Below are 19,236 nucleotides of genomic sequence, written 5' to 3'. Positions count from 1 at the left end.
GACCCTACGGGTCGGGCCCTCGCTTTCATCGATAATAGTCTGAGAAAACCTTACGGAGCGTTCGGGGACTCAATCTTGAGTTCACCGGACTTGATCTGCTTCGTCAGATTCTCCAGCTCGGACTTCAGCTCAGCCGGAACCTTGGAATCGAAATCGTGGAACGGAGCAATGCCGACGCCATCATTCTCCAACGTTCCCACGTACGGGGAGTTGGTGAACTTGCCCTCAGCGGCATCCTTGATAACGCTCTTAACTGCCTCAGGAATTTCCTTCATGACGGAGGTCAGAACGATCGACTTGTAATCCGGCGAGGAAACGTACCAATCGGTATCCACACCGATGATGTAAGCATTTCCAGCTTCCTTGATCGCAGCAGCGGCGCCAAGACCAACCGGGCCAGCAACTGGCATGATGATGTCTGCACCCTGATCGAGGAACTGCTGAGCCTGCTGCTTGCCGAGTGCCTGATCGTCGAACGTATTGGTGAACGAGCCCGTCTGCTTTGCCTTATCCCAGCCAAGAAGCTTGACGTTCTTGCCCTTTGCTTCGTTGTACTTGGCAACGCCATCAGCAAAGCCGTCCATGAAGATCGACACGGACGGAATCTGCTTACCACCGAAGGTAGCAACCGTTCCCGTCTTGGTCATACCAGCGGCCGCGTAACCAGCAAGGAACGCCGCCTCAGCGGTGTTGAAGATCAACGGACGAGCGTTCTTCAGATCGCTGGAGAACGTCGAATCGACCAAGCCGTAGTTGATGTCTGCGTTCTGCTCAGCGGAGGCGTGGATGGCAGCTTCAAGGTTGAAGCCAACGCCGATGATGATATTACAGTTATCGGAAACCATTGCCTCAACGTTCGGCACGAAGTCCGAATCAGAGGAGGACTCAGCAGTTCCTGACTTAATACCGAGTTCCTTGACCGCCTCATCCAGACCGACCTTAGCCGATTCGTTGAACGAACGATCATCCCAGCCGCCAGCATCCGAAACGATACATGCTTTGAAGTCTTTGCCCTCTGCTCCCGATCCGCCTTCGGATCCAGAACCAGAGCCACCCTTATCTCCTCCAGAGCACGCAGTCAGACCCATAGCCGTCACTGCAGCAATAGCGGCAAATTTCTTGAAATTCTTCACGAATTTACTCCTTCGTACGGGTTTTCCCATCACATCCTCTGTGATGTACCACCACAACACAATAACGCTTTGCGGGCGTTTTGTCGCGTGAAGTTGGGAAGATTCATCATACTCTTCTCAGCCTTCATACGCACTAAGTTTACCGAGATCTACGAGGTAACGAGCAATTAACATAAAAATTGCAGGTCACTATTCGATAACAATTCGGGTGCTTGCTTTACGTTTTGGGCATTTCGGCGAGTCGTCACCATGATGACGTCATCCATTTCCACAACAACAGCGTCATCTACCCCGACCACAACCACAGGTTTACCCTGGCTATACGCCAAAGTGCCGCTACAGCCCACCTCTATAACGGAATCACTCATCTGTTGCGCCGCTGCCGCGTCATGCATTATCACATCGCGCAACGAAGCAAAATCTCCGACGTCAGACCATCCCATCTCAACCGGGACAACGGCTACCCCGCCAGCGGCTGCTAAGGGCTCAGCAATGGCGTGGTCAATGGCAATCCTTTTCAACCTCGGCCAATACTGCCCCATCACCGCCTCACGCTCCGCGGAATCATACTGCACTGCAATTGCTTCCACATCCGCCGCCATCTGCGGTTCAAAACGCGCCAATGCGTCCAATAAGACGCGAGATCGCGCCACAAACATCCCAGCATTCCACCGATAGTTACCGCTCGCAAGATATTCACGCGCAGTTTGAGCATCTGGCTTTTCCGCAAAGGCCTGCACCCGTAATACCCGCGCTAGACCGGCTATCGGCTCGCTAGCCCGAATATACCCAAAGCCAGTCGCTGGAGAATCCGGAGTAATCCCAATCGTTGTGACGTATCCCTGATCGGCTGCCGCGCAGGCATCACGTACCGCACGGTGAAAGGCCGCAACATCGCTAATGAGGTGGTCAGCCGCAAAGGATCCCACCACAACATCGCCGTGACGCTGTCGAATAACCGCAGCAGCCAAACCAATGGCCGCCATGGAATCCCGAGCTGAGGGCTCAACCAACACCTCAACATCCGGTACTTGCTCCCGCACCGCCGACGCATGTGCCTCTCCGGTTACTACCGTGATCGTCTGGGCAATCGGCTGGAGGCGATCCACCGTCTGTTGTAACAACGTGCGCCCACACCCCGTCAGATCCGCTAGGAATTTCGGGCAGGTGCGCCGCGAAAGTGGCCACAACCGCGTTCCGGCTCCACCGGCTGGAATAATCGCGTGGAATTGCACTACTTATCGTCCTCCTCAATAACAATATCTCCCCGACGAATCCCCGCTAACTGCGCATTGGTGGTATGGCGAGTATCGGCGTAGAACGCATCCCAGGCGCCCCGACGGTAATCATCACGGACGATAGCTAACTGCGCCTCAGCCTGCGTCACCCGTTGTTTTGCCGCAGCAATACGCTTGCGGGCACGACGCTCACGCCATCCTGACCAATCCGGAATAGGATCTTCTCGCGGTTCGGGACGATCCGGCGCAATAACTCCAGTGCGCGGATCAAAATTCCACATCTTCGTCGTAATATCCGATTCCGTGACGTAGTTCGGTCGGTCCTCCAAATGCTCTATCTGGCTCGGGGTTGGCTTGCCCGGAGCCGGCGGATTCGCCGTCACCGCAGCAGATAGCAGAATAATGCGAGCCAAAAGGTTAACCCACAGCAGCAACGTGGCGATAGCAGCAAAGGGGGCAAGCAACTTATTATCTGATACCGACGAGGCCACTGACGTTCCTAGATAGCGCAAGACGCCCGAACCAATTGCCCCAACTAAACCGCCGATAACCAGATCGCGCCGCAGTGGGCGCACCCCCGACATTACCCGTATCAAAAAGACGACAACGCCGAAATCAATCGCCGCCGCAACCACATAGGACACCAGCGTCAGTAGCCAGGTCGAGGCATCACGTGGGATCCCCAAAAACGCCAGAATCGGCCCGGCGAAGAATCGTGCCGCCGAAACGACCACCGTGGCAAGAACTACTCCGCCTCCCATCACGATGAGTCCGGATAGATCCATCAGTTTTGCCACGACGAAGGAGCGGCGCGGTGCGCTCAACCCAAACATCGCCAAGATCGAGGATCGCATTCCACTCATCAATGAGATTGACGACCATAACAAGACCAGTAATGCCACGATACTCGGCAAGGTCAGCGGGCTATCAACAATCAAGGAATCCGGGTCCAATAACCCGTTAGGGTTTGCATGAGTCTTTAACACCCCTGGCAAGGATGATTCAATTGAGGAGAACAGACCCTCACGCAGTTCCGTATTTCCCCCCAATACATAGGAAAACACTGTCAAGCCGACGGTCAATGCACCCGCAATCGAGAACATTGCCGAATAGGCGATACCGCCGGAGATTAACGCTCCGCGGGCATTGCCGTATCGCTGGAAAGCCCGCACAATACGCAGGCGCATAATCCAGTTCAAATAGCGTTGTGCTTTCTTCACCGCGATGGGCGGATCGGAGGGCTTGCGGATATGAACAGTCTTAGCCATGTTCTCGCGTCTCACTTCGTTTCTCAGAGGGTGTAGCTCATAACCAGCGGGGCATGATCTGACCAGCGGGAAGCATAATCTGGCGCGCGATCTACTCGCGCTGTCTGTGCGGCGGCGGCCAACTGCGGGCAGACCATCTGATAGTCAATGCGCCAGCCCGCGTCGTTATCAAAGGCTTGACCCCGCTGTGACCACCAGGTATATGGGCCTTGCGCGTCGCCTACAAGGCGGCGATGGGCGTCAACATATCCTAATTCCTCAAACCATTTCGTCAGGTAAGCAATCTCCGCATCAAGCACACCAGCGGTCTTATTGTGATTGGATTTCCAATTCTTGATGTCGCGTTCGGTATGCACGATATTGAAATCACCGCCTACCAATACATGTGACATCCCCGTTGCGGATTCCCTCAGCTCTTGTAACCGCTGCGTGACGCGATCGAGATGCGCATATTTAGCAGCCATCTTTTCTTCCTGGTCAGCAATCCCAGAATGTAAATATGCACTGACGAAAGTGGTATCAAATTGCGGAATATCCGCCTCGATCCAACGCCCCGTATCCACCGGCGGTTCCGCGTCAGCCACCGCTAATCCTGTGGGCAGCCCGTAGCGAATCTCCCCCACCTCAATGCCGTGCGCCACCGCGATTGCCACGCCGGCACGGCCTTTCAATTGTGAAGGATGCGCGTACATTGTGTAGCCAGGCGCAGTGAGCTCTGCCAAAATATCCTCTGGGGCACGCACCTCCTGCAATAGCAGAATATCGGGAGTTGCCTGCGCTACCCATTCATGCATACCTTTGCGTACCGCAGCGCGGATTCCATTGACGTTTACAGTTGCAACGCGCATATTACCTCCGATGTTCCTTTGCCCGATAGCCTACGTTGCCTAAAGAGAAATTTCGATCTTAATAGGCTAGCGGCGATCGGAAATATTATTGCGGGCGAGGTCCACAACATTAGCGAGGAGCATAGCTCGCGTCATCGGCCCTACACCTCCCGGATTTGGCGAGATATATCCGGCAACCTCGGCAACCTCAGGATGGACGTCCCCCACAATTCGGCTAGGAGTACCGACCGCACAATCAGCCGCAATCCGAGTAACCCCGACGTCAAATACTGCTGCCCCAGCTCGCACCATAGCGGCTCGCAACAGATGGGCCGCACCCGCTGCCGCAACGATAATATCTGCCGACCGAGTATGCTCAGCTAAATTCCACGTGCCAATATGACACGACGTAACAGTTGCGTTCACCTGCTCATGGGTGAGCAATAGACTCAGTGGACGCCCGACGGTTTGCCCTTGCCCGATGACGCATACGTGTGCGCGATCAAATTGCACACCCCCGCGTCGGCCTAATTCCACAATCGCCCGCGGAGTACACGGCAGGATCGGCGGTAATGCACCGGCTGCTGTTGAGGCCAGACGCCCAAGATTCATCGGGTGCAATCCGTCTGCATCCTTGTGCGGATCTATGGCTTCGAGGATACGGCGGGTTTGACCGGGATCAGGAAGCGGTAGTTGGACGATGAATCCGGTACATTCCGGGGCATTGTTCAGATCGCGAACCGCTGCCAAAATATCAGCAACACGGGCCTGCACCGGCAGATCAATACGCAAAGACTCAATTCCTACGTCAGCGCAATCGCGATGCTTACCACGAACATATACATGCGAGGCAGGATCATCTCCAACCAAAATCGTTCCTAATCCTGGATGACAGCCAAGTTGCTGTAAACCGCGCACTTGTGCGCGCAGCTCCTCTTTAACAACGTAGGCTTCCCGACGCCCATCCAGGATTCGAGCGGTCATGCTAATTGATCCAAGCCGTCATACAACGGGAAAGCGTCAGCTAATGCCGCAGTTCTGGCCCGCAAAGCAGCAATATCAGCGCGTGCTCCAGCGCATAAGGCTTCGGCAATGACGTCGGAAACCTCAGTAAATTCTTTCTCGGTAAATCCGCGCGTGGCCAAAGCAGGAGTTCCAATGCGCAGACCGGAGCTGACGGTAGCAGGCCGTGGATCAAATGGCACAGAATTGCGATTAACAGTAATCCCCACTCGTTCCAATAATTCCTCGGCTTCGCGCCCCGTCATATCGCTCTCGCGCAGATCTACAAGAACCAGATGCACATCTGTTCCTCCGGTCACGACGCTAATTCCGCGCGCTTGACAATCGGGAGCCATAAGGCGCTCTGCCAAGATTCGCGCTCCAGCCAGCGTTCGACGTTGCCGATCACGGAATTCCTCGCTGGCGGCAATCTTCAACGCGACTGCTTTTGCCGCAATGACGTGCATCAGTGGTCCGCCCTGTTGACCAGGGAAAACCGCCGAATCCAGCAGCTTTCCAAAGCGTTCCTTATCGCGAGACAGAATCATGCCGGAGCGTGGCCCGCCCAGAGTCTTGTGAATCGTGGTAGTTACCACGTCAGCGTAAGGCACCGGATTCGGATGCAAACCAGCGGCAACCAGACCCGCAAAATGCGCCATATCCACCCACAGGTATGCTCCCACCTCATCGGCGATCTCACGAAAAGCCGCAAAATCCAAGTGGCGCGGATAGGCAGACCAGCCCGCGATCAACAGCTTTGGTCGCGATTCTCGAGCGACCCGCGCAACCTGGTCAATATCAATTCGGAAATCAGATTCGCGCACCCCATAGGAGACAACCTGATAGTTACGCCCAGAGAAATTCACTTTCATGCCGTGCGTCAAATGCCCGCCGTGCGCTAACTCCAAGCCCATGATGAGATCTCCGGGGCGCACTAACGCATGGTAAACCGCCGCATTCGCTTGCGCTCCCGAGTGCGGCTGAACGTTGGCGTATTCGGCGTCAAATAGCTGGCAGGCACGTTCAATGGCTAGCGATTCCGCCACGTCAACGGCTTCGCATCCTCCGTAATATCGCCGCCCAGGGTACCCTTCAGCGTATTTATTCGTCAGGACTGATCCTTGGGCTTGCAATACGGATCGCGGCACGAAATTCTCCGAGGCAATCATTTCCAAGGTTGCCCGCTGACGGCTGAGTTCGTCTTGGAGTACTGCTGCGATCTGCGGATCAACGTCACGAATTGACTTCATATTAAAATTCATCGGTACTCCTTGCGCATACGAGCAGATGGCGGTCCTTAGTTAGTGTATCTCAGCGAGCGTGATGACGGAGATTCTCGCAGGTGCTGCCCGCGCTCAGCGCGCCCAATCGCAAGGAAAATAAGCTCCCGCTGATTAATATCCAGCGCTTAATATGCGGCGCCGATCTTTTTATGCACTGTCGAGATAGGTTCAGTGACGTTAAGTGACGTTAGATAATTTCCGACGATGCCTTTGCCGTATGCAGCGCGTATCGGCAGTATCTGCTCTCCTGCTGATGAGCTAGGGGTATCATTCAACACTTATTACCCAGATAGGCTGGGCATAGTGTTGGGGTCGGCACGCAAGCGCGTCCCGACCCCAACAGCTCTACATACAGTCTTGTTACCTGCACGTAACAGCTACATAGCGCTACTTGATTAAGCCCAAAGCACGAACTGCCTCAAGTTCTTCTTGCGCTGCAGCAATGTTGCGCTCGATACCGATTCGGCTGGCCTCGGAGATCTCCAGACCATCAACGATCTTCCATTCGCCACCCTCGGAGGTTGCCGGGAAGCCGAAAATCAGACCTTCTGGAACACCGTAGTGCGAACCATCAGAGTAAACACCCGGCGTCACCCAATCGCCTTCCGGCGTGCCGTTGACCCAATCAAAGACGTGATCGATTGCGGCCGATGCAGCCGATGCCGCTGACGAAGCTCCGCGAGCTTCGATAATTGCCGCACCGCGCTTGGCAACCGTCGGAACGAAGTATTCATTGACCCACGCCTCATCAACGAGCTCGGTTGCCGGCGTGCCCTTGACCGTCGCCCAGGTGATATCTGGATGCTGATCGGCGGAATGGTTACCCCAAACCGTCATCTTCTTAATATCGGTGACCTTAGCGCCCGTCTTTTCTGCGAGCTGAGAAATTGCTCGGTTGTGATCCAAACGCATCATCGCAGTGAAGCGCTCCTTCGGAACATCCGGAGCGTTGCGCATTGCAATAACCGCATTCGTATTTGCCGGATTACCAACGACGAGGACGCGAATATCGTCTGCCGCGTGATCGTTGATGGCCTTGCCTTGCGGGCCGAAGATGCCGCCGTTTGCTTCGAGCAAGTCAGCGCGCTCCATCCCCTTAGTACGTGGACGCGCACCAACGAGCAGACCTACGGAAGCGCCGTCGAATGCCTTATTGGCATCGTCAAAGATATTGATCGAGTCCAACAAGGGGAAAGCTGAATCGTTCAGCTCCATTGCGGTGCCTTCGGCAGCTTTCAGACCTTGCGGAATCTCAAGCAGGTTCAAGCGAACCGGAACGTCAGCGCCGAGCAATCCACCCGAAGCAATGCGGAAGAGCAGGGCGTAGCCGATATTTCCGGCTGCGCCGGTAACGGTAACTGTTACTGGAGACTTTGCCATGTAACTAAACTCCTTTGTTGGTTCCCCAGGCAGATCAGACTGTGGTCAAACCTGTCAGTATGAGCGGCGAATTCGCCGATACCGTATCTAGTCTAACGCGATCAGATCAGAAAAACTGTTCCCTTGGTCCGATGTTCACCCGCCGCGCAGTGCAATTGCGGCTATTACTTTGCGATTATTACCTTGCGACCGTTAATCCGCGAGCGCATATCCGGTAGCACAACACGTCCTGCCTCAGCCCCATAGTTTGGCTACTGCACCCCACATGCACACGTGTATCGGCGCCCTAGCGGCGAAGTAAAAGAATAATAATTGCCTACTAACCGCATACATAAGCGGTGGTTGCCACCCGAAATGCATGGCAACCACCGCTATATAAATGGTCTGCACCCTCGCTATCGCAAGGTTATCCCCCACTACTTATCGCGATGCGCCCGATAATAATCAATCAGCCCTCTGGTAGATGCGTCCTGCTCGGCAAGCGCCTGCGGATCACCAGCAATCGCACCCGTCAATTCTTTTGCCATCTGTTTGCCGAGTTCGACTCCCCACTGGTCAAAGGAATCAATCCCCCAAACCACACCTTGCACGAAGGTAATGTGCTCATATAGCGCGATCAACTGCCCGAGCACACAAGGCGTCAAAGCTGGAGCCATAATCGACGCAGTTGGCTTATTTCCGGGGAACACGCGGGCACTTACTAGATCCTCTGGCGTCCCCTCGCGGCGCACTTCCGCTGCCGTCTTTCCAAACGCCAAGGCTTTCGTCTGGGCAAAGAAGTTCCCTAAGAACAGCTCATGCTGATCGGATTGACCGTCACACAGTGGATACTGCGGCTGAGCGAAAGCAATGAAATCAGCCGGAACAAGCTGCGTTCCTTGATGAATAAGCTGGTAGAAGGCGTGCTGCCCATTCGTTCCCGGTTCTCCCCAGAATACCTCACCCGTCTGGGATGTTACCGGAGTGCCATCCCAACGCACTCGCTTACCGTTCGACTCCATTGTGAGCTGCTGCAAATATGCCGGGAAACGGTGCAGATACTGCGAATATGGCAAAACCGCATGAGTGGGAGCAGCCATAAAGTTGACGTAAAAAACGTTCAATAATCCCATGAGTAGCGGCACATTATCTTCCGGTGCGGCTGCCAAGAAATGCTCATCCATCATCCGGAAACCAGCAAGGAATTCCTCAAAACCCTGCGGACCGATCGCCATCGCTAAAGATAATCCCACTGCTGAATCAACGGAGTAGCGCCCGCCGACCCAATCCCAGAAGCCGAAAGCGTTCTGCGGATCAATACCGAACTCTGCCACCTTTCCCAGATTCGTTGACACCGCAACAAAGTGCTTCGCCACTGCCCCGTCGGTGCTGATCCCTTGCGCCTTGAGGCTATCAAACAACCAAGTGCGAGCTTGACGGGCATTCGTCAACGTCTCCAAGGTGGTGAAAGTCTTGGAAGCAACGATGAACAGTACCGTCTGCGGATCAACTCCGCGTAGTTTCTCGCCGATGTCCGTCGGGTCGATATTCGATACGTATCGACATTCCAGACCATCTTGCACAAAGGGACGCAAGGCTTCATAGGCCATGACCGGCCCTAAATCCGAACCACCAATACCAATGTTGACGATCGTGGTAATGGGTTTACCAGTCACCCCGCGCCATGCCCCGCTACGAACCTGATCCGCACAGGCATACATCCGATCCAGGACCTCACGCACGTCAGCGACGACGTTACGCCCATCAACAACCAGCTCATCGTCAGGTGCTCGGCGCAATGCGGTATGTAAAACCGATCTATGCTCAGTGACGTTGATCTTCTGCCCACAGAACATCGCTTCCCGGCGAGCCGGCAAGCCAACTTCCTCTGCCAGATCCAACAATGCCGCTTTAACGTCGGCAGTTAAATAGGATTTGGATAAATCAACATAGAGATCTCCGGCACTAAAGGTAAAATCCGAAGCTCGGTTCGGATCGGTAAACCAGGACCGAAAATCGACAGTTAGTTCCTTGCTCAGCGCTGTTAAGCGCTCCCACGCAGCGGTGCGCGTGGCATCAACAGGTGCAGACATGACACTCCTCAGTGTTTCTTCACAGCGTAGCTAGTCTAGCGCGTTATGGCGCCCACAAATATGAGAGTATGGGAAGCAATGAGTTCGAGTAAGGGAGTTATCGTGACCGAACAGTCATCACCTGCATCCTCACAGGTTAAGATCGGTGTTTTAACGTCCGGTGGCGACGCACAAGGCATGAACGCTGCAGTTCGTGCTGTTGTTCGCACCGCCTTGCAACTAGGCGCTCAGCCTTACGCCTTTTTTGAGGGCTGGCGTGGTCCGGTAGAGGGTGGCGACCTCATCAAGAAGATGGAATGGTCAGATGTATCCTCCACAATTAATCGCGGCGGAACCGCAATTGGAACGGCCCGTTCTGAGGAATTCCGGCAGCGTTCCGGGATTAAGAAAGCCGTGCGAAATATTGTTGCCCACGGGATTGACCGCCTTGTCGTTATTGGCGGCGATGGCACGCTCTCCGGTGCTGACGAGCTGCGAGAATTGTGGCCTGAACTGTTAGAAGAGCTGGTTGCAGAAGGGGAAATCTCTGCCGAGGTGGCTCATACCCATGCCAAACTCCATATCGCTGGCGTGGTTGGATCAATTGATAATGACCTTGTGGGAACCGATATGACGATCGGGGCAGATTCTGCACTGCATCGCATTATCGACGCCATTGACGCCATTGCCGCAACGGCAGCTTCCCATCAGCGCACGTTCATTATTGAAGTGATGGGCCGACGCTGTGGCTATCTGGCGTTGATGAGTGCTATCGCCGGGGGCTGTGATTATGTGTTTATCCCGGAGCTACCCCCAGAAGAAGGCTGGGAGCAGGGCTTATGTGACAAACTTCGGCGTGGGCGCGAAAACGGCCGACGGGATTCGCTGATTGTCGTCGCCGAAGGAGCCACGGACCGCCAGGGCAATCCGATTACTGCCCAGCAGGTCAAAGACGTTCTCAGCCAGGGACTTGGCGAAGATGCCCGTATCACGTCCTTAGGTCACGTCCAACGCGGTGGTACTCCCTCGGCATACGACCGCTGGATGCCTACCCTATTGGGATACACCGCAGCTTGGGATATGGTCCACGCGACCGATGAGAGCGAACCGACAATCATTGGCACGCGCCACAATAAGATCATTCGTCTGCCCATGATGAAAGCGGTGCAGAATACCCGAGCCGTCAAAGAGTATCTCGCCAGTGGAAACTGGCAGGCCGCTATTGATTCTCGCGGATCTGGCTACCGAGACATGATTAATTTATTCGAAACGCTCTCCTCGCCCGAAGCCCCACAGCGGCAAGAGAATTCGCCGCGCGTCGGTATTGTTCACGCGGGCGGGCTAGCGCCAGGAATGAATCCGGCTGCGCGGGCAGCAGTCAAATTGGGGATGGATCGCGGCTACACGATGGTCGGCGTTGAGGGCGGTTTCCCTGGTTTACTGGATGGGAAGATTCGCGAGCTAGCGTGGTCGGATGTTGAAGGCTGGGTAGAGGACGGAGGCGCGGAGCTAGGAACTCGGCGTACCATTCCCGAGCTCGATCAGTATTACGCGCTCGGGCGCGCCATCGAAGAAGCCCGCCTGGATGCACTCCTGGTTATCGGCGGGTTCAAAGCCTACAAGATGGTGTATAACATGCTTGCAGAAAGCTCCCGCTATCCGGCGTTTAAGATCCCGATGGTGCTCGTTCCGGCTTCTTTGGATAACAATTTACCGGGCTCAGAGTTCTCTATTGGCGCCGATACGGCCTTGAATTTCAATACGGAGACGATTGACCGTATCAAACAGTCCGGTTCCGCATCACGGCGCTGTTTCGTCGTGGAAACAATGGGGCGCAAGTGTGGATTCTTAGCGTTGATGAGTGCGCTAACCACAGGAGCTGAACAGGTCTATCTGTATGAAAACGGGATTAATTTGGCGCAGTTGGCACAAGATACGGCCAAGATGATCCGTTCATTCCAATCTGGACGCCAGTTCTACCTGGTGGTGCGCAACGAGGACGCATCAGAGTACTACAACACGGAATTCTTGCGTGCCATCTTTGAAGAGGAAGGCGGAGATCTATTTGATGTTCGGGCCACCGTCCTCGGGCATGCCCAGCAGGGCGGCAATCCCTCTCCTTTTGATCGGACCTTGGCAGTGCGTTACGTCAATAAGGCCATGCAGGTCCTTGACGAGCAGCTCAGCAGCGGGAAATCAGGCATGTATCACGTAGGGATGATTGACGGATCGCTGGAGGCGCGCCCAGTGGCGCATATGAATGAGCTCATTGATATGGAAGAACGCCTCCCCTACGATCCGTGGTGGCTATCTTTGCTCAATGTCGTATATGTCGTCTCCGATCATAATGCTGACGGCGAGCTGGAGCAGTTGAGTATCGTCACCGAGGAGTAAACCGCAGCGGATAGGCTGTTGCCGGCGGGTGGGTGTCTATAATTTTTCCTAGACACCCACCCGCCATTTTCTTTGGCCCGCCACATTTGCACTCTGCCCTTGCCTATCGCCATCACGCCGCTTAGCATGGCTCGCCTCTTATCCAGCGCGTATCTGCCGCACTACTCCAAGGGCATATGCACCCCGTAGATACTGCGCCCTACTCGCCGCGTTTCCCTGATCCTTTACATATTTTCTCTCCCGAGTTTTAGCGGCGTGCTGCACCTACCACGGCTGCCTAAAACCTTAGCTAAAGTGGCAAGCCATAGACCGCACACATCAGCACAACAGGTATCCCTGCTAATCCGTCTTTTCTAACAGAAGTAAGCACATATTCATGCAGGATCAGCTTCGTAGCCTGAGTAAACTCAACTTAGCTGCATCCCCAGCTCACTAACATTAGCTAACATAAATCGCTTCTTATCCAGCGGGTATCTGCCGCACTACTCCAAGGGCATATCGCTAAGGGCAGCTCAACCACCGCAAATGTGGCGGACATTAAGACCATACACGGATCTGTATATATCAGCAGCACACCGCCTGGACTCCCCTGCCCTTGCACCAGCTAGATATGCGGGGTATTGCCCCAGTGCGCCAAGATAAGCAAAATCACCGCAAAACCGAGGTACATCGTCGCATCGAGGGAACGCCGCCGAATCCGCGGGATATACCCGTCGGGCAAAATAATTCGCAGTACTGCCAGCACAACCATCGTCATCGCTAACGCAATGCTCGCCGTTGCCGCACCCCACTGCACAGCGATCAAAATGAGCACCACAACCCAACCGAGCAGCACCGCGTAATACCACACCGTCGGGAACTTGCGGGCACGCGCATCTCGGCGCGATCGCCACCGCGCAATCGCCTCCCGCTGTCGGCTCATTGTGGAATGTGGTTCAGTATTCATCTCCCCATAGCCTAGCTGGATTACATATTTAATGTGCGAAGTGACGGACGCCTGTCAGATACATTGTTATCCCCGCCTGTTGAGCTGCAGCGATAACCTGCTCATCTCGAATGGATCCACCAGGCTGGACGATGGCACGGACACCAGCCGCTACTAGTACATCAACCCCATCTGGGAACGGAAAGAATGCGTCCGAAGCGGCCACCGCACCCGTTGCCCGCTGTTGACCGGCACGTTGGACTGCCAGGTGGCACGCATCCACCCGATTCACCTGCCCCATACCAATGCCACATGTGACCTGATCTGCACAAATAACAACCGCATTAGATTTCACCCCGCGCACTACTCGCCAAGCGAAAAGGAGATCGCGCAGTTGCTGCTCATCTGCCGCGCAGCCAGACACGAGCCGCCAGGTGGTCGGATCATCCCCAGTGGCAGCCAGTGAATCTCGCTCTTGGACGAGCACACCTCCAGAAATAACCCGCATATCTAGCTCGTCATGCACGCCATACGCTGAGGACTTTATCTCAACACTCTGCGTACTTCGCGGCCATTCGCCTAAGGCATCAGGTATTGATCTCGGCACACTTAGCGGTGGATGTGCCGCCGAACCATCACATAAATGCTGGCCCATACTTGAGGAATTACTCATTGTGCCCGAAGATCCAGCAGCCCCGATATTTCCTCGCTCGCTTTCCCAGGTGGTATCAGCACACGCCAGTATCTCGCCTCTCGGATCACCATCCCCTAATTCGCTGGTGTTTCCGCCCCTGCCAGCCGGCGCGATTTTCGCTTCCTCGTTCGGAGTACTAGCACCAGCAGAAGAAAGGTCACATAACGGTGAGTGCGCGAGAGGAATACGCAAGATCCGCAACCGAGATTTACCCCGCAGAATCTCTAGAGCTTCCGGCGTAAAATCTGGGGCAATCACAACTTCCATAAATACGCCACTGAGCGCCTGAGCCATAGCGTGATCGACGGTCCTATTTGCCGCGACGATACCGCCAAAGGCTGACTGCGGATCACAGGCATAGGCTGCCTGGTACGCCGCGCAAATCTCTTCTCGCACCGCTATCCCACAGGGATTTGAATGTTTGACGATAGCAACAGCGGGGCGGTCATGATCCCCCACCGCTCGCCACGCCGCTTGGGCGTCGAGATAGTTATTAAAACTCATTGGCTTTCCGCCTAGCTGCTGAGCATAGGCTAATCCCACGCCAGATCCATCACGGTATAACGCCGCACGTTGATGTGGATTTTCTCCGTATCGCAGCAGTTGCGTTCGCGTCCAATATGGGCGGAGCTCCTCCGGCAATGCCGCACTCGCCTCAGCCCCTTCATTGCCAAGTTCATTGGCATGCTCACCCCTCGGCCCAGCAAAATACTCTTGATCTGCCTTCGCGCTACGCTCCTCGCCAACATTTCCAACGCCCTCCGTATGCCGCCCCTCGCTCACACTGAGGGCGCGCGTGCTGCGATCGCTGCCACTACTATCCGGATCTGATGGATACATCTGCCCACGAAAGGCCGCCGTATCGCCCTCCGGTCCAACATCACCGTTTCTACGGCTCATCCATTGCGCAATATGCGCGTCATATTGCGCCGTATGAGCAAATGCGCGTGCCGCATAATCACGTCGAATCTGTGCCAGCATTGGTGCCTTATCTACCGGCTGGGGCACTCCGAGCGCAGCCGAGAAGGAACGCGTTAGCTCAATTACCTGGGGATAATCAGCCGGATCAATAACGACGAGCACGTGATCTATATTTTTTGCTGCCGCCCGAATAAGAGCCGGACCTCCAATATCAATCTGTTCCACACATTCTTCCGTCGAGGCGCCACTGGCTAAGGTTTGTGCAAAAGGATACAGGTTGACGACAACCAGATCGAAAGGCGAAATCCCCAGTTCCGCCATTTGCTGCCCATGACGTTCAGGGCGTGCCAGAATCCCGCCGTGAATGGCTGGATGCAGCGTCTTTACCCGACCGTCGAATGCCTCAGGGAAACCCGTCACCTCCGATACCGCACGAACTGCAATGCCGGCGTCTGTTAAAAGACGGAAAGTGCTTCCGGTGGCAACAATCTCGCAACCACTGTGCGCCAAGACCTGAGCAAGCTCAAGCACGCCACTCTTATCCGAAACCGATATTAAAGCTCGGCGGAACATTATTTCCTCCCTGATCGCGCCGACGTTCCACGCCTAACTTATCGGTGAGCAATCATCTGCCAGAGGATAGTGTTATCGCGCGAGACGCTGGCGAAGCCGCTGGATGACCTGCCGATGGGCAGCCATCGATCCGAGAATATATGGAACTCCTCCGAGCAGGAGCACCCACCCCACCATGTGATACGGCACTGGTCCAACTGTTGACATGCGCCCAGGCCCAAGGGAACCACTGGCGAACAGCGCGAGCACCCCTAGACTCACAGCGATAACAAGCGCACAGACCACGGCTCGAATTAGCGTCTGGCGCAAACCTACGGCGCCATCCTGAGATTCTTTACGAGTCTGCCACGCCCCAAGCACAACCGCCCCAAGGACAACAAAAATCACCAGCCATCCTAATCGCAATCCCACAGGGGGCAAGGCACCAAATATTGGAATAGCTGGCAGCGGAGCACTCGTCGTACCGAATATCGAAAACTGCGTGTCAGTGCCGACTGAGAATCCCGCACCGAAAAGCCATGCTAAGGCCCAAATGCCGGCAACAGGCAGGTAACACATTTGCAGGATTACTAGACTAATCGAACCGACTAGCCCGGTTAGGTAGTACCCGTGAATATGAGCGATGCGCGACCACCCACACAGCGCAGCGAGAATGAACAGCAGGGCACTGCAGATGGCTAAGACGCGCGCCGTAGCACGGATGCGGGTGCGCGCGTGTCGAATATGCTCAGCAGGAACAAGTTGCGGCGCGCTAGCGAGGGCAACGCTGGCTGCGCAGAAGAAAGAGATAAAAATGGCGAGCCACCACGCGCCAGCTGGCCGAATCAACAGGCCAATGATGGCAACGACGCCAGCATGACCCAGCCCGCAAGCAACAACCTCTCCCCAGGTTTCCATCTGGCAACGGCGGAAACGCACGTAGTGGGTGTAACAAGTAATAGCTAAAATGCTCAACGGCATGACGGAAATTGGCGCACCAGAAATTTTCATCTGCCCGCCGGTGCTCGTCATCCACCATCCAGTAGCCAAGCGAGCCGCGTCATGCCAGGTACTATCAGCTAACCCGGGCGCAGAAGCCGTCACCACATAGCTGGCCAGGACGACAACGACCATCGCTAACCACGTGAAAAAGGGCGCGGCAAGGGCCGCCCGCACTGCGGCTAATTCGCGAGAAAGATCAATGGTCCGCACGTTTCTATCGTTCCTGGTTCTTGCGCGATACACAGCGAGATGGCTCGGCGTGTTGTTCACACCGAGCCATCTTCACCTCAGCTCGTCATCCGAGCGCCTCTTCATCTAGATACTATCTAGGCGGTTGCGTTGAGGATCTCCCGAGCAATTCGCGCTGTTTCGGTTGGGGTTTTTCCAACGCGCACCCCTACCGCTTCAAGGGCGTCTTTCTTTGCGGCGGCAGTACCGGCCGATCCTGAAACGATAGCGCCCGCATGCCCCATCGTCTTTCCTTCCGGCGCAGTAAATCCAGCAACGTATCCCACAACAGGTTTCGTGACGTTATCCCGAATAAAGGCCGCCGCTCGCTCTTCTGCGTCCCCGCCGATTTCTCCGATCATAACGATCAGCTCAGTTTCCGGATCGGCTTCAAATGCCTTTAGCGCATCAATATGAGTAGTTCCGATAACCGGATCGCCACCAATACCAATACATGTAGTAAAGCCAATATCCGACAGCTCGTACATCATCTGGTAGGTTAATGTGCCAGATTTCGACACCAGGCCAATCTTGCCAGGGCCGGTAATATCTGGCGGAGTGATCCCCACGTTAGACTGACCTGGCGTAATAATACCTGGGCAGTTCGGGCCGATGAGTTGTACCCCGCGCTCCTGGGCATAGGTGAAGAATTCCGAGGAATCCTTTACCGGAATTCCTTCCGTAATAATGACCACCAAGCGCATGCCAGCATCGACTGCTTCAATAACTGCGGCTTTAGCAAAAGCTGGCGGCACAAAGATAACTGATACCTCTGCGCCGGTGGCTGCCTTAGCCTCAGCTACTGTTCCATATACCGGAACAGAAACTGTTCCTGCTGAACATTCCTGCGCACCGTAGCCAATCGGCGTCACGTCAAAATCGACGCTCTGACCGGCTTTTCGTGGGTTAGTTCCGGCGACGATATTCGTTCCGGCGCCGAGCATACGGCGGGTGTGCTTTTGCCCTTCTGCTCCGGTCATGCCCTGGACGATGATTTTGTCATTCTTGTCTAAGAAAATCGCCATCTGTTTCTCACTTCCCAGCCAGTTCCGCAGCCTTTGCGGCAGCGCCGTCCATTGTTTCTTCTAGGATGACTAACGGGTGGTTAGCCTCGCGCAGGATACGGCGCCCTTCATCCACGTTGTTTCCGTCAAGCCGGACGACAATCGGTTTGGAGGCATTATCACCGAGGATCTTTAAGGCAGCGACGATTCCTTCTGCTACTTGATCGCAGGCAGTGATGCCGCCAAAAACGTTGACGAATACTGAGCGCACATCTGGATCTCCAAGGATGACGTCAAGACCATTTGACATGACGGTGGCGTCTGCTCCACCACCAATATCGAGGAAGTTTGCTGGGCCGACGCCGTAGGCCTCGCCAGCGTATGCCACCACATCCAGAGTTGACATCACTAAACCAGCGCCGTTGCCGATGATACCCACCTGGCCCCCGTCAAGTTTGACGTAATTCAGACCTAGTGCTTTAGCCTTTGCTTCCAGCGGGTTTTCCGTGCGCTTATCGACGAGCGCAGCGTGGGATTCATGGCGGAATCGGGCGTTATCATCGACAGATACCTTGCCGTCAACTGCAATGATCTCTCCGGTCGTCGTTTTCACGAGCGGATTGACCTCTACGAGAGTGGCATCTTCTTCGGTGTACACCTCCCAGAGTTTGACGATAGCTTCAGCCACCTTTTCGCCACATTCTGCGTCAAATCCGGCGGCTTGGGCGATGTGCTCAGCCGTGTGCGCATCGATTCCGGTAATCGGGTTAATGGGAATTCGGGCAAGTGCTTCGGGGCGTTCTACTGCTAACTGCTCGATTTCCATTCCGCCTTCTTTGGAGCACATTGCCAAATAGCGGCGTTCTGAACGATCAAGCAAGATTGAGAAATAGTATTCCTCGGCAATATCAGCACCCAGAGCAATCAGTACGCGATGGACGGTATGCCCTTTAATATCCATTCCTAAAATAGCCTGCGCATGAGTGCGGGCTTCTTCGGCAGAGCGGGCGAGTTTAACTCCTCCGGCTTTCCCGCGCCCTCCCGTCTTTACTTGAGCTTTAACAACGACGAGATCGCCGTGCTGTAGTAATTCTTCCGCTGCGCAGTATGCTTCTTCCGGCGTTGCAGCTACCTTACCGGGGAGCACGGGAACGCCGTGCTCGGCAAACATATCGCGAGCTTGGTACTCGTAGAGATCCACGCTGGGTCCTTTCGCTCGGCGGACTACCGAATAATAAATTGTCTCGGCGTCGAGACATCTCTTTGAGCATACCGAAAAATATCGTCAGTGACACGGTTTTCGGCAAAATTGCGATGGGATGTCATTAAGGAAA

14 protein-coding genes are annotated in these 19,236 nt (G+C 54.9%); 1 reads left to right on the top strand and 13 read right to left on the bottom strand.

Translation table 11 applies throughout. From position 1 onward, the window contains the following. Positions 1 to 50: 50 nt before the first annotated feature. The 8 genes from ACLHIL_RS04520 to pgi form a co-directional block, all read right to left on the bottom strand. Complete coding sequence (locus ACLHIL_RS04520; RefSeq protein WP_411296762.1) at positions 51 to 1,133, bottom strand: BMP family lipoprotein; 1,083 nt, start codon at positions 1,131 to 1,133, stop codon at positions 51 to 53. Between the two features lie 167 nt (positions 1,134 to 1,300). Then, on the bottom strand, positions 1,301 to 2,368 hold the full coding sequence (locus ACLHIL_RS04515) for a mannose-1-phosphate guanylyltransferase (RefSeq protein ID WP_411296761.1): 1,068 nt from the start codon (positions 2,366 to 2,368) through the stop codon (positions 1,301 to 1,303). Beyond that, positions 2,368 to 3,639 (bottom strand): YihY/virulence factor BrkB family protein, encoded by a 1,272-nt coding sequence (locus ACLHIL_RS04510; protein ID WP_411296760.1) that lies wholly within the window; start codon positions 3,637 to 3,639, stop codon positions 2,368 to 2,370. The genes ACLHIL_RS04515 and ACLHIL_RS04510 overlap by 1 nt, the downstream gene beginning before the upstream one ends. Before the next feature lie 23 nt (positions 3,640 to 3,662). Beyond that, positions 3,663 to 4,487, bottom strand: a complete 825-nt coding sequence (locus ACLHIL_RS04505) for an exodeoxyribonuclease III (protein WP_411296759.1) — start codon at positions 4,485 to 4,487, stop codon at positions 3,663 to 3,665. Positions 4,488 to 4,553: 66 nt separating this feature from the next. Next, entirely contained in the window at positions 4,554 to 5,450 is an 897-nt protein-coding gene (locus ACLHIL_RS04500; protein ID WP_411296758.1) for a tetrahydrofolate dehydrogenase/cyclohydrolase catalytic domain-containing protein, read from the bottom strand. Beyond that, positions 5,447 to 6,730, bottom strand: coding sequence for a serine hydroxymethyltransferase (gene glyA, locus ACLHIL_RS04495; RefSeq protein ID WP_411296757.1), 1,284 nt, complete (start codon positions 6,728 to 6,730; stop codon positions 5,447 to 5,449). Before glyA ends, ACLHIL_RS04500 begins: the two co-directional genes overlap by 4 nt. 408 nt (positions 6,731 to 7,138) lie before the next feature. After that, positions 7,139 to 8,131, bottom strand: coding sequence for a malate dehydrogenase (locus ACLHIL_RS04490; protein ID WP_411296756.1), 993 nt, complete (start codon positions 8,129 to 8,131; stop codon positions 7,139 to 7,141). A 416-nt stretch (positions 8,132 to 8,547) separates the two neighbouring features. After that, entirely contained in the window at positions 8,548 to 10,203 is a 1,656-nt protein-coding gene (pgi, locus tag ACLHIL_RS04485) for a glucose-6-phosphate isomerase (protein ID WP_411296755.1), read from the bottom strand. Between the two features lie 78 nt (positions 10,204 to 10,281). Here pgi and ACLHIL_RS04480 point away from each other — a divergent pair, with 78 nt between their 5' ends. Beyond that, on the top strand, positions 10,282 to 12,576 hold the full coding sequence (locus ACLHIL_RS04480) for a 6-phosphofructokinase (RefSeq protein ID WP_411296754.1): 2,295 nt from the start codon (positions 10,282 to 10,284) through the stop codon (positions 12,574 to 12,576). A 604-nt stretch (positions 12,577 to 13,180) separates the two neighbouring features. On the opposite strand, the gene ACLHIL_RS04475 is transcribed toward ACLHIL_RS04480, so the two are convergent. From ACLHIL_RS04475 to sucC, 5 genes are all read right to left on the bottom strand, one after another. Further along, complete coding sequence (locus ACLHIL_RS04475) at positions 13,181 to 13,522, bottom strand: DUF3017 domain-containing protein (protein ID WP_411296753.1); 342 nt, start codon at positions 13,520 to 13,522, stop codon at positions 13,181 to 13,183. Positions 13,523 to 13,550: 28 nt separating this feature from the next. Further along, positions 13,551 to 15,689: a bifunctional phosphoribosylaminoimidazolecarboxamide formyltransferase/inosine monophosphate cyclohydrolase gene (locus tag ACLHIL_RS04470; protein WP_411296752.1), complete on the bottom strand. Its 2,139-nt coding sequence runs from the start codon at positions 15,687 to 15,689 to the stop codon at positions 13,551 to 13,553. 72 nt (positions 15,690 to 15,761) lie between these two features. Further along, positions 15,762 to 16,880, bottom strand: a complete 1,119-nt coding sequence (locus ACLHIL_RS04465) for a DUF6350 family protein (protein ID WP_411296751.1) — start codon at positions 16,878 to 16,880, stop codon at positions 15,762 to 15,764. A 116-nt stretch (positions 16,881 to 16,996) separates the two neighbouring features. Next, positions 16,997 to 17,923 carry a succinate--CoA ligase subunit alpha gene (gene sucD / locus ACLHIL_RS04460; RefSeq protein ID WP_411296750.1) on the bottom strand — a complete coding sequence of 309 codons (927 nt, stop codon included), beginning with the start codon at positions 17,921 to 17,923 and terminating at the stop codon, positions 16,997 to 16,999. 7 nt (positions 17,924 to 17,930) lie between these two features. Continuing rightward, positions 17,931 to 19,103: an ADP-forming succinate--CoA ligase subunit beta gene (sucC, locus tag ACLHIL_RS04455; protein WP_411296749.1), complete on the bottom strand. Its 1,173-nt coding sequence runs from the start codon at positions 19,101 to 19,103 to the stop codon at positions 17,931 to 17,933. Positions 19,104 to 19,236 lie beyond the last annotated feature (133 nt).

The sequence above is a fragment of the Trueperella sp. LYQ143 genome, assembly GCF_046599595.1.
Lineage (GTDB): Bacteria > Actinomycetota > Actinomycetes > Actinomycetales > Actinomycetaceae > Trueperella.
Note: the sequence above shows the minus strand (reverse complement) of the source record. Positions and strands in the feature narration are given on the sequence as shown.